Below are 12,805 nucleotides of genomic sequence, written 5' to 3'. Positions count from 1 at the left end.
TGCTAGCCCGCCTCTTGCTCTAGCCAGGTGGCGAGCTTCTGCGCGATCAAACGGAAGGCCGCCCCGGTGTCGCTGTCTGTCGCGACCAGATTACTGCCTTTATCGCCGGCCACTCTCACATCCATGCTGAGCGGAATACGGCCCAAGAATGGAATGTCGAGACGCTGCGCCAAAGTTTCAAAGCCACCTTTGCCAAACGGATCGCTCATTTCGCCGCAATGTGGGCAGGCATAGCCCGCCATATTCTCAACCAGACCGATAATCGGAACCTTGCCAGTTTCAAACAACTGGCCAGCGCGCGCTGCATCAATCAACGCAAGATCTTGAGGAGTTGAAACCAAAACCGCACCATCGGGCTTATGCTTTTGGAGCATAGACAGTTGCACATCGCCGGTTCCGGGCGGCAAGTCGATGAGCAACAATTCGGTGTCGCCCCAATCACCTTCGACCAATTGCGTCAGCGCATTGCCGACCATCGGGCCGCGCCATGCGAGCGCCTGAGCTGGCTTGGCGAGATTTCCCATTGAGAGCATTTTGAGCCCGTGCGGGCTTTCAAGCGGGATCAATTGCTCGTTCTCAGCGACCGGTTTCTTGCCTTCTGTGCCGAGCAGTTTGGGCTGAGAAGGACCGTAAATGTCTGCATCAATCACGCCCACCTTGTGGCCCAAAACGGCGAGTGCAATGCCAAGGTTGGCTGTCAGGGTTGATTTGCCGACCCCGCCTTTGCCTGAGCCAACGGCAATGATCCGGCGCTTCACCCGCTCTCCCATTAGGGCAACGCGAACTTCGCTAACACCATCCAGAGGGCTGAGGGCAGCGTCTATTTGCTGCTCTGTATCTTTGCGCTCGCTGCCAGAAAGCCCCGCCGCTTCCACCACCACGACGGCTCGGCCCGCGATCATTCGCGCGGAAGTCACCCGTTCGGCCAGGCTATCTCCAGCTCCCGCTTTGATAGCAGTCAGCAATCGCTCTTGATCATCGGTGGCGTTTTTAGGCTCGCTCATGGTGACACGCCTCTAGCAGCAAAATCGCCCGCGTAATCCTTGTTTTTGCATAGGGCCTGTTTTTCGTAAAAGTGCACCCTATAAAAGGCATATGAGAATTTTTGACGGTTTGAAAAAACGTTTCGTTTCGCGCTCCTCTGATGGAGCGGCCACTGGCCTTGGCGCAATCGGTTTGGCGATGGCTGGAAAGAAGAACCCCTGGGGTTCAGGCGGCGACGAAACAGGTGATGGTGACAAGGGCGGCGGACCGCGCAACCCGTGGCTGCCGGGCGGCGGAGACGACAAACGGCGTTCTGCCAGCATCGAAGATATCTTTAAGAACCGCGGCCCAGAAGGCCCCAATCGCGGCGGCAGCGGCGGACCGGGCGGACCCAAATTCCGCCTGCCAGAGCGGCAGGGCGGCAAGAGCTGGCTGCCGATCATAGCGGTTGGTATTGGCGCGATCTGGTTGTTTTCCACCAGCTTCCATTTCATCCAACCCCGTGAGCAAGCGGTCGTCACCTGGTTTGGCGGCAAATATTCTGAAACGCTCAATCCTGGTACTGAGCTCACCCTGCCTTGGCCGATTCAGCAGGTGAAGGCCGAGGACGTCAGCGAAATTCGCTCCGTCGATGTGCCTAAGAAGCTGATCCTGACCGGCGACCAAAACCTCGTCGATCTAAGCTATCTTATTCGCTGGAACATCAAAGATTTGACGCTGTTTGAATTCCAGCTCGCTGAACCGATTGAGACGGTCCAAGAGGCGGCGGAAACCGCCATGCGTTCCTCTGTTGCAGAGATGACGCTCGACAATGTGATTTCTGGTGAAGGCCGGGCAGATATTGAGCAGAACGTGCTAATGCGGATGCAGACAATTCTGGATGCCTATGGCTCCGGTATTGCCGTACAAGGCATCGAAATCGACAAAGCCGATCCACCAGAGCAGGTGATCGAGGCGTTTAACGACGTGCTCGCTGCGCAGCAAAACGCTGAGCAGGAGATCAACCAAGCGCGCCGCTATGCCCAGCAATTGCTGGCCCGCGCAGAAGGTGATGCGGCCGAATTTAACCAGATCTACGGCGAGTATCGCCTTGCCCCAGAGGTTACCCGCCGCCGACTGTATTATGAGACCATGGAGGCTGTTCTGGCGAACACTGACAAGACCATCATCGAGGCCGATGGGGTCACCTCTTACCTGCCGCTAAGTGAAGTGCAGCGCCGCGCGACCGCCGCGCAAACCGCAACACCGGCGCAACCCGCACCGCAAGGGGGGCAATGATCATGGATGCAACTTGGCAAAAATATCGCTTCGCCTTCATCGCGCTCGGCGTCTTGCTGGTGGCAACAGCCTCCAGCCTGTTCATCGTCCCAGAGAGCAAGCAAGCGGTCATCATCCGCACGGGTGAACCGCATTCAGTGGTGAACATCTTCCGTCCGGATGTCCCCTTTGGCGATACGAAGGCGGGCCTGTGGTACCGTATTCCATTCGTTGACCGGGTTCAGATGGTGGAGCGCCGCGTGCTCGACCTCGATATGGACAATCAGCAAGTGCTGACCAGCGACCAGCAACGCCTGCAGGTGAACGCCTATGCACGCTTCCGGATTATCCAACCGGTGACGATGGTTCAGAGCGCTGGCGATGAAAGCCGCTTACGCTCACAATTGTCGCCAATCTTGACTTCGGTTCTGCGTCAGGAACTGGGCCGCCGGACCTTTGCCAGCCTGCTGACCGCAGAGCGCGGCAATGCAATGAACAACATCCGCGACAAGCTCGATGCTCAGGCTCGCCAATACGGTGTGCAGATTATCGATGTACGGATTAAGGCAGCCGATTTGCCAGAGGGCACACCTCTGCAAGCCGCCTTTACCCGGATGCAATCGGACCGGCAGGAAGAAGCCGCGACAATCCGTGCACAAGGCCGCAAGAATGCGCAGATCATTCGCGCAGAGGCAGAGGCGAATGCCGCCAACACCTATGCGGCCGCCTATGGCAAGGATCCTGGCTTTTATAACTTCTACCGCGCGATGGAGAGCTATCGCCGGACCTTTATCGACGGCAAGGGCAACAGCTCTATGGTCCTGTCGGAGGACAATGAGTATTTTCGCGAATTTCGGGGGCAATAACACCTTCGCCCGATCACCTGACGCTACACCGCATCGGGTATCGGACGACTTCCGACGAACCGTATAGCGGGTCTGACCGACTACATTTGTCGTTCAAACTGCGTTAAGTGCGTCTTGGGCCATTGTAAGGGCGTAACTGTTTAGCAGGCTCGCTCGTATTCATGAAGGCGTGCTAAGCGCAAACTTGTAAAGAGGAACGAGAGGACGTGAACAAAGTGCGTTATGTTTATGGACTGACGAGTGCACTGCTTGTGGGCGGCGCAACGATTTCGCTGGTAACTGGCCAGCCTGCTGGCGCACAAGTTGCGCAAAATGATGACCGGGTGATGAGTCAGGTGGTTCCCCGCGCGGGTGCACCGGCCAGCTTTGCTGATCTAACCGAGCAATTGCAGCCTGCGGTGGTCAACATCGCCACCCGTCAGCGGGTCGAGGTGCAAAGCCGCAATCCGTTCCAAGGCACACCTTTTGCGGATCTGTTCAACCGCCGCCGCGGCGGTGGCAATGGTCCGGCGCAGCCGCAAACTCGTGAAGCGCAATCGCTTGGTTCAGGCTTTATCATATCCGCAGATGGCTTTGTGGTTACCAACAACCACGTGGTCGCCCCCAATGAACGGGCAACCCTGGAAGAGATCACCATCACCATGCCTGATGGCACGGAATATGAGGCTGAACTGGTCGGCGCCGATGCCGCATCAGATTTGGCGGTTCTCAAGATCCAATCTGGCAATGATTTCCCATTCGTGAAGTTCGGCAATTCTGCCGAAGCGCGGGTCGGCGACTGGGTCGTTGCAATCGGCAACCCGTTCGGCCTTGGCGGAACAGTAACTAGCGGCATAGTTTCCGCGGTGCTGCGCAACACCGGCGGCGGCGCATATGATCGCTACATCCAGACCGATGCCAGCATCAACCGCGGCAATTCCGGCGGACCCTTGTTCGACATGCAGGGCAATGTGATCGGCATCAACAATGCGATTTTCTCGCCAACAGGCGGCAGTGTCGGGATCGGCTTTGCGATCCCTGCCGAGGTCGCTGTTCCGATCGTAGAGCAGCTTAAGAGTGGTCAAGAGATTGAGCGCGGCTTCTTGGGCGTCAGCATTCAGCCAATCACTGACGATTTGGCAGACTCGCTCGGGCTTCCACGCAATCGCGGTGAATTCGTCCAAAGTGTGCAGGATGACGCCGCAGCGGACGTTGCTGGCATTCAAGCGGGTGATGTGGTGTTGAAGATTGACGGCAAGGACGTCACGAACGAACAGACATTGTCGTTCCTCGTTGCCAATATCGCGCCGGGTACACAAATCCCAATTGAACTGCTGCGTGATGGCCAGCGCCGCACCGTTAACGCGACTGTGGGCAAGCGCCCAACAGAGGCTGAGCTTCGCCAACAGCAGATGTTCAGCGAAGATGATGATGACGCTCAGATGGAACCGGGCGATTCCGACGGCTTCATCGAAGAGAAGCTCGGGCTTCAGGTTGTTGACCTGACACCAGAGATCATCCGTCAATTGCGTGCGGAAGAAGGCACGACCGGGGTGGCGATCACCGCCGTTGACCCTAACTCGGATGCCGGCCGGAAAGGCCTGCGCCGCCGAGATATCATTCTGTCGGCGAATTATCAGGACATCGCCAGCGTGGATGACCTGCGTCAGATCATCACTCAAGCAGAGGCTGATGACCGCGATGCCCTGCTGCTGCGTATGCAACGTCCAGGTCAGCCAGCGCGTTACCTGCCGGTCCGCCTACGCTGATCTGAAGGTTCAAACCGATCAAACGGAGGGGCGTTGCGGACAGACCGCGGCGCCTCTTTTCGTATAGGCCAGAAAGGCGGGGCGCGATAAAGGTTGACGATCGCGGATAGAGTCTACGCCGATTGCCGCGACCTCTACAGCACCACGCGGTGCTATCTCTAGTTGATTGAGACAAAACCTTCTTGCCCGGTGCGATCTTGCCGCGGTGGCGGTGGCGGGGGATCCCGCCGGGTCCCGTCGCCCGGCACGCCTGGATCAGGTGGCAGGTTCTGCCCTGTGGCCTGCTCTAGGAAATCATCGCTCGCCGCTTGGGGCGGTTCTTCCACGCCACTTGGTTCAGCGCGCTCGCCCTCTATACCGAATGGCACGTCACTCTCTGCTTCGCGCCTTCCCGGCTCAATCAGATTGCCCTGCTCGTCGATGAAATAGTAGTCGTCCGGATCGCCATAAAGGAACTCGTCATCGGGCTCGAGCTGCCATTCCGGCAGTTTCAGATCGGTATCAAATTTCTCAACCGGACGATCCTTGACCGCATAGCGCATGTAAGCGGCAAACGCCTGTGCTGGGGCCCGCCCGCCTTGCAGGCCGGACACACGCTTTGCATCATCGCGGCCCATCCAAACGCCGGTGGTGACACCGGAAGAAAAGCCGACGAACCAGCCGTCTTTGTTGGAGCTGGTGGTGCCGGTCTTACCAGCAACGGGACGGCCAATCTGCGCCGCGCGGCCTGTGCCAGTTGCCACCGCGCTTTGCAGCAGGTCCGTGATCCCAGCGGCCACATAATCAGGCACCAAAGTCGTCTCGGTCGACTTCTCGTGCTTATAAATGACCTCGCCATTAGCGCTGGTCACGCGCAATATGCCATAGGGCTCAATTGCTTTGCCGCGTGCGGAGACAGCCGCGAATGCGCGGGTCATATCAATCAGACGAACCTCGGACGAACCCAGCACCATTGAAGGGAAAGTAGAGATCGGCGTCGTGACCCCAAACCGGCGAGCCATTGAGGCTACGGTGCCAAAGCCAACCTCATTGCCTAATTGCGCCGCAACCGTGTTGATCGAGAAGGCAAAGCTGGTTCGCAGGCTCGTCTCGCCCACATTGCGCCCACTGGAATTGCGCGGGGTCCATCCATCAATCGTGACCGGCGTGTCGACCACGCGGTCATCCGGCGTATAGCCAGCCTCTAGCGCAGCGAGATAGACGAATAATTTCCACGAGGAACCGGGCTGTCGCATGGCGTTGGTCGCACGGTTGTAATTGCTTTCGACATAATCCGTGCCGCCAACCATCGCCAAGATCGCGCCGTCGCGGTCGAGGCTAACCAGTGCACCCTGCGAACCGTCTGGCGTGTTTGCATCAATCGACGCGGTCGCCGCGCGCTGCATGCCCACATCCAGCGTCGTCCAGACTTCAATCGGCTCATAAGTCTCCGGCAGCAACAGATCGAGCTGAGGCAAAGCCCAATCGGTGAAATAACGCACAGAGTTCTGTCCGCTCTGCTGGCGCAAATTCACCGCGCTCACATCAACCGAGGCTTCTTCTGAGGTGATATAGCCCTGCTCATTCATTAGGCGCAGGACGGTTTGCGCACGGTCAACGGCGGCCTGAACATCCGCAGTCGGTGAATAGCGGCTCGGTGCCTTCACCAGGCCAGCAATGATCGAAGCCTCTGCCACGCTCAACTCTTTGGCTGGGTGGCTGAAGAATTTGCGGCTCGCGCTGTCGATCCCATAGGCGCCGCCACCAAAATAGACCTTGTTGAGATAAAGTTCGAGAATCTGTTCTTTCGAAAATTTCCATTCCAGCGCCATGGCCAGCACGGCCTCGCGCGCCTTACGGTCAACAGTGCGATTGGAATTGAGAAACAGATTTCGCGCTAGCTGCTGGGTAATGGTGGAGGTGCCGCCCAGCCGCGCTCTCGACCCCGTAACACCTTCGACGATCGCCCCGGTCAGGCGGATTGGATCAATCCCGTAATGCGAATGATAGCGGCGATCCTCCACCGCGATCATGGCGTTGGTCATATTTTTCGGGATCTCTTCGTAGGCCAGCCATTCGCCGAAACTTGGGCCAAGCTCGACAATCTCTGTCCCATCGCGCGCCCGCACCAGAATGGTTTGCGCGTTTTGGGTTGCTTTCAACTGGTAGAAACTTGGTAGCTCACGCGCAGCAAATCCCACTGCAACAGTAAGGAAGATAACACCGAGCAGGGCGACCCCGCCGCCCCATAGGACAATCCGCTTGAGCCATTTGCGAAACGCGGATGGAGGTTTTGCGTCTTTTGCCGACTTACCTTTGCCTTTGCTGCTTGTCCGTTTGGAACCGCCCGCACGCTCCGCGGCCGCGCGGCGGCTACCGCGCTTGCCCTTGTTCTGCAGTTGGTTTCCCCGTTTCGACATTACCGGCTTGGCCTATCCCTTTCGCGCCCAAAATCGCGCGTTTTAACCCGCGATTGACCTGCATGGTTCTGTCCTAACCCGGCGTGAACGGTAATCGCAATGTGGGCATCGTCCAAAACGGGTTATTGCTACTCAGAACCAGCCTTATCCGACGCGAAATCGAGGCTGGCGGAATTGATGCAATAACGCAGGCCGCCTGCCTCTGGCGGTCCATCGGGAAAGACATGGCCCAAATGGCCACCGCATGCAGCACACAGCACCTCGGTGCGGATCATGCCATGCGAAACATCACGCTTTTCCTCGACGGTTTCAGCATCTGTTGGCTTCGTAAACGCGGGCCAGCCGCATCCACTGTTGTACTTCGCATCGCTTGCAAATAGCGCGGTGCCGCAGCCAGCACAGGTGTATTCGCCCTCCTCGAAATGCTTGTCGTACTCGCCGGTGAAGGCCCGCTCTGTGCCCGCGTCGCGCAGTACGTGATATTGTTCTGGGGACAGCTTCTCGCGCCATTCGGCATCGCTGGTGGCTTTGGGGTCGGACTTCATCTATTTTCTCCTCAGGCGCCGGCGGGACCATCCGGTCCCTTGGCTATCCTCGCTCAAACGATCAAAGATCGCGTCGCTGCGGGCGGCCAGTCGGCCTTGCGGCCCTCAGGGCCGTGTGGTGCCGAATATAGGAGGAATATAGGAGTAAGCGCGCGTTTTCCTACCCATCGACGAGGGCATAATGCGCCGGCGGCTTGATCACGTCCATTCGCTCAGTCAGCAGCGGGCGGAAGCTCGGGCGGCTCTTGAACACTGCGTACCATCCGCGCGTTTGCTCATGCCCGGTCCAGTCAATTCCACCGAGATAGTCCGCAACCGAAATCTGCGCAGCGGCCGCAAGGTCTGCCATGCTCATGGTCGATCCGGCGAGCCACGGGCGATTGTCGATCAGCCAATCCATATAATCCAGATGGCCATGAGCGAGCTTCATGGCGACCCGCAAAACCTTGGAATCTGGCGGCTGGCGTAGGACAATGCGCTTCTTCATCCGCTCCGACAGCAGGGGCGCAGTGACATCGGCGTAGAAATTCTCATCAAACAAGGCGACCAGACGGCGGATTTCCGCGCGGCCCGTTGCCGTGCCATTGATCATTGGCGCGGTGTCGACAGTTTCTTCAAAATATTCCGCAATCGCGCGGCTGTCGCTGATCACGATCTCGCGCTCTGCATCAACCAGAACGGGCGTCCGGCCAGCCGGATTGAGGTTGAAGAACATGTCAGAGGCCGCCCATGGGTCTTCGCGCACCAATTCATAGGCGATATTCTTCTCGCCCATCAGCAGCCGAACCTTACGGCTAAAAGGACAGAGCGGGAATTGGTGAAGGCGGTACATAGCGCAGAGTTTCATGCCTCAGCGCAGGCCCCGCGTCCACTTGATTTCGCGTAAAGTCTTGTGAATCGAACCCGCGGCCTGCATTCGCAAGCCGCTGTCCGCGCTTTAGCGCACGCGCGCCTCATCCAGCGCGCCTTTCATCCGCTCCGCCATATCGCGCAAAGCAGGCAGCATCAGCTCCAGTCCTTCGGCCATCCCGCTCATTGCATTCATGGCGCGGGGCAGTTCACTCGATAATTGCTCAGGCAGTTCATCTGCCTCTGGCGCGAGGTCTCTCACGCGGGCATCTGGATCAATGTCTGGCCCCTGGCCTCCGGTCGCCTTGTCCAAGGCCTCAGCCATCGGCCCGATCGGCAATTCCAAAACGGTGCCCAGCAATATCTCTGCCATAACAGCGGCCTGATCCTGAAACGCAGGGTCGGACAGTTTTTCCGACAATTGCGAAAGCGAACTTTTCGCGTCGCTTGGCGGGATATCTGCTGCATCCTGCGCAAAGGCGATGGACGGGGTGGCAAGTGCCAACACAGCAGCGGCGGCAATAGGCAAAGCGCGCATGGAAATTCCTCCTGAAATTTTGGGTTACCCATGCATTAGTTCATATTCAATGACTTGAACCTGAACGCAGAGGCCGCACTGAGCCGGAGGCTTGCTAAACCCCGGAGGTTTCCAGCATCAGCAAACAGGCAGGCATAACATCATTGAGATTGCCATTATTGATCAACGCCAGCGCTTCATTAGCCACCAACTCCGACACACCGTCGCGATTTAGCCCAGTCTCATCCATCAATCCCGCCAACGCACGCACGAAGAATTCGCGCCCTCGCTCCGACATCGCGGGCCATTTTTGCGCATCTGCGTTGCCACTTTCCTGGCTATAGGCAATCAGTGAAAATGCCGCTGAACACCGCACAATCGCGCGGTTTTCGCTGGAAAGGTCAGCAGCGCTGGACACTTCGTTGGCCATAGGTGTGAGTGCAGCGCCAGGGCCAGCTTGCGCCAGCAGCAAAGCGGCGAACATTTGAAAAGAGCTCATGTCAGTTGCCTATAGCAATCAATCTGAACGCCATGCTACCAGCTTCGTGGAGACTCACAGAGGAGACAACCTACAATGCTAAATCACATCATGATCGGTTCCAATGATATTGAACGGTCAAAAGCCTTCTACAGCAAGGTTCTCAGCGTGCTCGGTGCGGGCGAGCCAATGGCGCATGTCAACGATACCGGGCAAACGCGCCTGTTTTATATGCACGATGGCGACACATTCTCAATTAGTGAACCAATCAATGGCGAGCCCGCTCTGCCATCAAACGGTTTCACCGTTGGTTTTAAGTGCAATTCATTGGAGCAAGTGCAGGAATTGCATGATGTTGCGGTAGCGAATGGCGGCACCAGCATCGAGGACCCTCCCGGCCCGCGTGAAGGATCAATGGGAACGATGAACCTTTGTTACTTCACAGATCCAGACGGCCACAAAGTCTGCGGCATTCACCGTCCTGGCTAAATAGCGTTGAGGGAGAGGCGAGATCGATGGGGCGCAACACAATGTTGCCGTCCGCTTCAATCGAGCCCTTCCAACGCGTCAACTTGGTTTAATGCTGTTGACGATAGCTTCACGGGGCGCTTTAGCGGCCCCACTAATAATAATGGAAGGGTGAAGATGAAGTTTGATACGCGATGGAGATCAATGTTGGCGGCGACGTCGTTGTCAATCGGGCTGGCGGCATGCAGCGGTGCAGACGATGCGACAGACGAAGCAGGAGAGGCACTTGATACAATAGCCGCTCAAGTTGAAGGCGCGGCAGATGAGCTGTCTGGCAGCGCCAATGCTCCCACGTTCGCTGATGGACCAGATGTGTGTTTCAAGGCTGCGGCAGAGAAGCTTGGAGCCGATGCAAAGGTTGCGGAAATCGCGTCGTTCTTTAGTGAAGGCTCGGATGTAGACCCAAGCGAAGACGAACCGAAAGGGCAGTTGCAAACGTGCACGGTCGATTATCAAGACCCTGAAGATCCGCGTAAATTGCTGAGCATGCGGATGGACTCGAATACTGGCCAATTTCAAGAGCCACAGCAGGTCGAAATTTCAGTTAGCGGGAATGCTGCTGAGTTTAACCTAGACGATTATCTTGTAAAACTTTCCGATGTGAACACATCGGGGCTGGCAACTAAACTAGAAGAACAAAAAGCAAAGCTGGACGAAGTCTACAGCACTCACGCATGGACAGGCGTTCGTCTGACTGAGCCTGGTGCATTCAGCGATGTTCATTTGATCCGAGTCGATGTGGCTGGCCGCATCGAAGCAAATGACATCAAAGGGGATGGATATGCCGAGTTCTCAATCGATGGAACCAAAACAATCGGCAACCGACTAGTCCCATGATCCAAGCAGCTGTGATTTAACGGCTCAGCTCAAACACAGCGAATTCGGCGCGCCAGTTAGCTGCTGGTGCGCCGATTTGTTTTTCATTGGCGAAAAACCAGCTGCGCTCAATCCGCGCGCTCTTGGCCCGAGCCAATTCACGAAAATCATCAATCGTCACATGGTGGATGTTCTGCGTTTCATACCAGCTTAGCGGCAGTGCACTGGTCACCGGCATACGGCCCCCAAACATCAGCGCCGCGCGGGTGCGCCAATGGGCAAAGTTGGGAAAGCTGACAAAGGCCTTTGTGCCGACCCGGAGCAGCTCGTCGAGCATCCGATCAGGCCGCTCTGCCGTTTGCAAGGTTTGGCTGAGGATGGCGTAGTCGAACGCCTTATCCGGGTAATTGGCAAGATCGCGATCGGCATCGCCCTGAACCACAGACAGCCCGCGCGCGACGCAGCGTTCCACCTGAGCTGGGTTAAGCTCAAGTCCCCGTGCATCCACGCCGAGCTTGCTCTCCAGCTCCGTCATCAAAGCCCCATCACCGCAGCCGATATCGAGCACTCGGCTGCCTTTCGCGACATGTGCGGCAATCGCGGCCAGATCAGGCCTGAGCGTCATTCGAGAAATCCCTGTACCACACGGTCGAGCGCCGCATGTTCCAGCAGAAAGCTGTCATGGCCATGCGGGGCGGAGAGCTCGACAAAGCTTACCTTAGCTCCTGCCGCGTTCAGCGCATGGACGATATGGCGGCTTTCCGCGGTGGGATAAAGCCAATCAGTGTCGAAGCTGACGAGGCAAAAGCGCGAGCTTGCGCCTGCAAAGGCATCCGCGAGTTTGCCGCTGCCCGGCGTGCTGGCAAACTCCTCCGCAAGATCGAAATAGTCCATCGCACGGGTGATGTAGAGATAAGAATTGGCATCGAACCGCTGCGTAAAGCCGCTGCCCTGATAGCGCAGATAGCTCTCCACCTGAAAATCAGCATCGAAGCCGAAGCTCTTTGATGAGCGGTCTTGGAGGCGCCGACCAAACTTCGCGGTCAGGCCCTCTTCGGAAAGATAGGTGATATGCGCCGCCATCCGCGCCACGGCGAGGCCATTATCAGGCGAGGCATCGCTCGCATAATAGTCACCGTCCTGCCACGCTGGATCAGCCATAATCGCTTGGCGGCCAACCTCGTGAAAGGCGATGTTCTGCGCCGAATGACGCGCGGTTGAAGCGATCACCAGCACCCGCTCGGCACGGTCCGGCCAATTGGCAGCTAGGCTGAGCGCCTGCATCCCGCCCATTGATCCGCCTACTACCGTGTGAAGCCGCTCGATGCCCAAGCCATCGAGCAAAGCGACCAGGCCGCGCACCATGTCCCGAATGGTGATGACAGGAAATTGCATAGCATAAGGCTTGCCATCTGGTCCTTCGCTCATCGGCCCGGTGGAGCCCATGCAGCTGCCGATGACATTGGCGCAAATGACATGAAACCGGTTGGTGTCGATCGGCTTACCGGGGCCGACCATCCGCTCCCACCAGCCGGGCTTTCCGGTCACAGGATGCGGACTGGCGATATATTGGTCGCCCGTCAGCGCGTGGCAGATTAGAACCGCATTGGATTTGTCCGGCGCAAGTTCGCCATAACTCTCATAAGCAATCTGCACATCGCTCAGCGCCTGCCCGCAATCGAGCGGCAGATCATCGGGGAGCGCAAAGCTCTTAGAGGTGGGTGGTGTGGCCATCGGGCTGCGGGGATTGGGCGAGCATGACGCGAGTGTCAATTGCGCTGTTTTTTATCAGCAAGAGCGGTTATGCGCGCGGCTACT

The 12,805-nt window shown here is 57.5% G+C and carries 13 protein-coding genes; 5 read left to right on the top strand and 8 right to left on the bottom strand.

All coding sequences use genetic code 11. The features are described 5' to 3' along the window. Positions 1-2: 2 nt before the first annotated feature. The gene (locus AC0V6O_RS13410) at positions 3-1,004 is read right to left on the bottom strand and encodes an Mrp/NBP35 family ATP-binding protein (protein WP_486144754.1); all 1,002 of its coding nucleotides are present in this window, start codon (positions 1,002-1,004) and stop codon (positions 3-5) included. Between the two features lie 178 nt (positions 1,005-1,182). Between AC0V6O_RS13410 and hflK the strand changes: the two genes are divergently transcribed. The 3 genes from hflK to AC0V6O_RS13395 all read left to right on the top strand — a co-directional run bounded on the left by hflK (position 1,183) and on the right by AC0V6O_RS13395 (position 4,855). Continuing rightward, a complete protein-coding gene (gene hflK, locus AC0V6O_RS13405) occupies positions 1,183-2,262 on the top strand; it encodes a protease modulator HflK (RefSeq protein WP_486145635.1) in 1,080 nt (359 codons plus the stop codon). A gap of 2 nt (positions 2,263-2,264) precedes the next feature. Continuing rightward, positions 2,265-3,107, top strand: coding sequence for a protease modulator HflC (gene hflC / locus AC0V6O_RS13400; RefSeq protein WP_486144752.1), 843 nt, complete (start codon positions 2,265-2,267; stop codon positions 3,105-3,107). A 206-nt stretch (positions 3,108-3,313) separates the two neighbouring features. Continuing rightward, positions 3,314-4,855: a Do family serine endopeptidase gene (locus AC0V6O_RS13395; protein ID WP_486144750.1), complete on the top strand. Its 1,542-nt coding sequence runs from the start codon at positions 3,314-3,316 to the stop codon at positions 4,853-4,855. Between the two features lie 158 nt (positions 4,856-5,013). On the opposite strand, the gene AC0V6O_RS13390 is transcribed toward AC0V6O_RS13395, so the two are convergent. The 5 genes from AC0V6O_RS13390 to AC0V6O_RS13370 all read right to left on the bottom strand — a co-directional run bounded on the left by AC0V6O_RS13390 (position 5,014) and on the right by AC0V6O_RS13370 (position 9,664). After that, positions 5,014-7,254 (bottom strand): transglycosylase domain-containing protein, encoded by a 2,241-nt coding sequence (locus AC0V6O_RS13390; RefSeq protein WP_486144748.1) that lies wholly within the window; start codon positions 7,252-7,254, stop codon positions 5,014-5,016. 128 nt (positions 7,255-7,382) lie between these two features. After that, the gene (gene msrB, locus AC0V6O_RS13385; RefSeq protein WP_486144746.1) at positions 7,383-7,799 is read right to left on the bottom strand and encodes a peptide-methionine (R)-S-oxide reductase MsrB; all 417 of its coding nucleotides are present in this window, start codon (positions 7,797-7,799) and stop codon (positions 7,383-7,385) included. A gap of 160 nt (positions 7,800-7,959) precedes the next feature. Beyond that, a complete protein-coding gene (locus AC0V6O_RS13380) occupies positions 7,960-8,631 on the bottom strand; it encodes a glutathione S-transferase family protein (RefSeq protein WP_486137442.1) in 672 nt (223 codons plus the stop codon). A 105-nt stretch (positions 8,632-8,736) separates the two neighbouring features. Continuing rightward, positions 8,737-9,186, bottom strand: a complete 450-nt coding sequence (locus AC0V6O_RS13375) for a hypothetical protein (RefSeq protein ID WP_486144744.1) — start codon at positions 9,184-9,186, stop codon at positions 8,737-8,739. A gap of 94 nt (positions 9,187-9,280) precedes the next feature. Then, a complete protein-coding gene (locus AC0V6O_RS13370; protein ID WP_486144742.1) occupies positions 9,281-9,664 on the bottom strand; it encodes a hypothetical protein in 384 nt (127 codons plus the stop codon). Between the two features lie 75 nt (positions 9,665-9,739). On the opposite strand from AC0V6O_RS13370, the gene AC0V6O_RS13365 reads away from it, so the two are divergent. Both AC0V6O_RS13365 and AC0V6O_RS13360 read left to right on the top strand, forming a co-directional pair. After that, positions 9,740-10,132 carry a VOC family protein gene (locus AC0V6O_RS13365; protein ID WP_486144740.1) on the top strand — a complete coding sequence of 131 codons (393 nt, stop codon included), beginning with the start codon at positions 9,740-9,742 and terminating at the stop codon, positions 10,130-10,132. 183 nt (positions 10,133-10,315) lie between these two features. Then, positions 10,316-11,008, top strand: a complete 693-nt coding sequence (locus AC0V6O_RS13360; protein ID WP_486144738.1) for a hypothetical protein — start codon at positions 10,316-10,318, stop codon at positions 11,006-11,008. 16 nt (positions 11,009-11,024) lie between these two features. Here the strand turns inward: AC0V6O_RS13360 and metW are convergent, their stop codons facing one another. Together metW and metX are read right to left on the bottom strand one after the other, a co-directional pair. Then, positions 11,025-11,612 (bottom strand): methionine biosynthesis protein MetW, encoded by a 588-nt coding sequence (gene metW / locus AC0V6O_RS13355; protein ID WP_486144736.1) that lies wholly within the window; start codon positions 11,610-11,612, stop codon positions 11,025-11,027. Further along, positions 11,609-12,721: a homoserine O-acetyltransferase MetX gene (gene metX / locus AC0V6O_RS13350; RefSeq protein ID WP_486144734.1), complete on the bottom strand. Its 1,113-nt coding sequence runs from the start codon at positions 12,719-12,721 to the stop codon at positions 11,609-11,611. The genes metW and metX overlap by 4 nt, the downstream gene beginning before the upstream one ends. Positions 12,722-12,805: the final 84 nt, after the last annotated feature.

This window comes from Erythrobacter sp. JB2-19 (genome assembly GCF_057365005.1).
The sequence above is the reverse complement of the archived record's forward strand: the minus strand, read 5'-3'. Positions and strand labels throughout refer to the sequence as shown.

What these genes read in the sequence shown, in the direction of transcription:
- AC0V6O_RS13410 (WP_486144754.1), bottom strand. Translation starts at nt 1,004, where the DNA reads ATGAGCGAGCCTAAAAACGCCACCGATGATCAAGAGCGATTGCTGACT.
- hflK (WP_486145635.1), top strand. Translation starts at nt 1,183, where the DNA reads ATGGCTGGAAAGAAGAACCCCTGGGGTTCAGGCGGCGACGAAACAGGT.
- hflC (WP_486144752.1), top strand. Translation starts at nt 2,265, where the DNA reads ATGGATGCAACTTGGCAAAAATATCGCTTCGCCTTCATCGCGCTCGGC.
- AC0V6O_RS13390 (WP_486144748.1), bottom strand. Translation starts at nt 7,254, where the DNA reads ATGTCGAAACGGGGAAACCAACTGCAGAACAAGGGCAAGCGCGGTAGC.
- msrB (WP_486144746.1), bottom strand. Translation starts at nt 7,799, where the DNA reads ATGAAGTCCGACCCCAAAGCCACCAGCGATGCCGAATGGCGCGAGAAG.
- AC0V6O_RS13380 (WP_486137442.1), bottom strand. Translation starts at nt 8,631, where the DNA reads ATGTACCGCCTTCACCAATTCCCGCTCTGTCCTTTTAGCCGTAAGGTT.
- AC0V6O_RS13375 (WP_486144744.1), bottom strand. Translation starts at nt 9,186, where the DNA reads ATGCGCGCTTTGCCTATTGCCGCCGCTGCTGTGTTGGCACTTGCCACC.
- AC0V6O_RS13370 (WP_486144742.1), bottom strand. Translation starts at nt 9,664, where the DNA reads ATGAGCTCTTTTCAAATGTTCGCCGCTTTGCTGCTGGCGCAAGCTGGC.
- AC0V6O_RS13365 (WP_486144740.1), top strand. Translation starts at nt 9,740, where the DNA reads ATGCTAAATCACATCATGATCGGTTCCAATGATATTGAACGGTCAAAA.
- AC0V6O_RS13360 (WP_486144738.1), top strand. Translation starts at nt 10,316, where the DNA reads ATGTTGGCGGCGACGTCGTTGTCAATCGGGCTGGCGGCATGCAGCGGT.
- metW (WP_486144736.1), bottom strand. Translation starts at nt 11,612, where the DNA reads ATGACGCTCAGGCCTGATCTGGCCGCGATTGCCGCACATGTCGCGAAA.
- metX (WP_486144734.1), bottom strand. Translation starts at nt 12,721, where the DNA reads ATGGCCACACCACCCACCTCTAAGAGCTTTGCGCTCCCCGATGATCTG.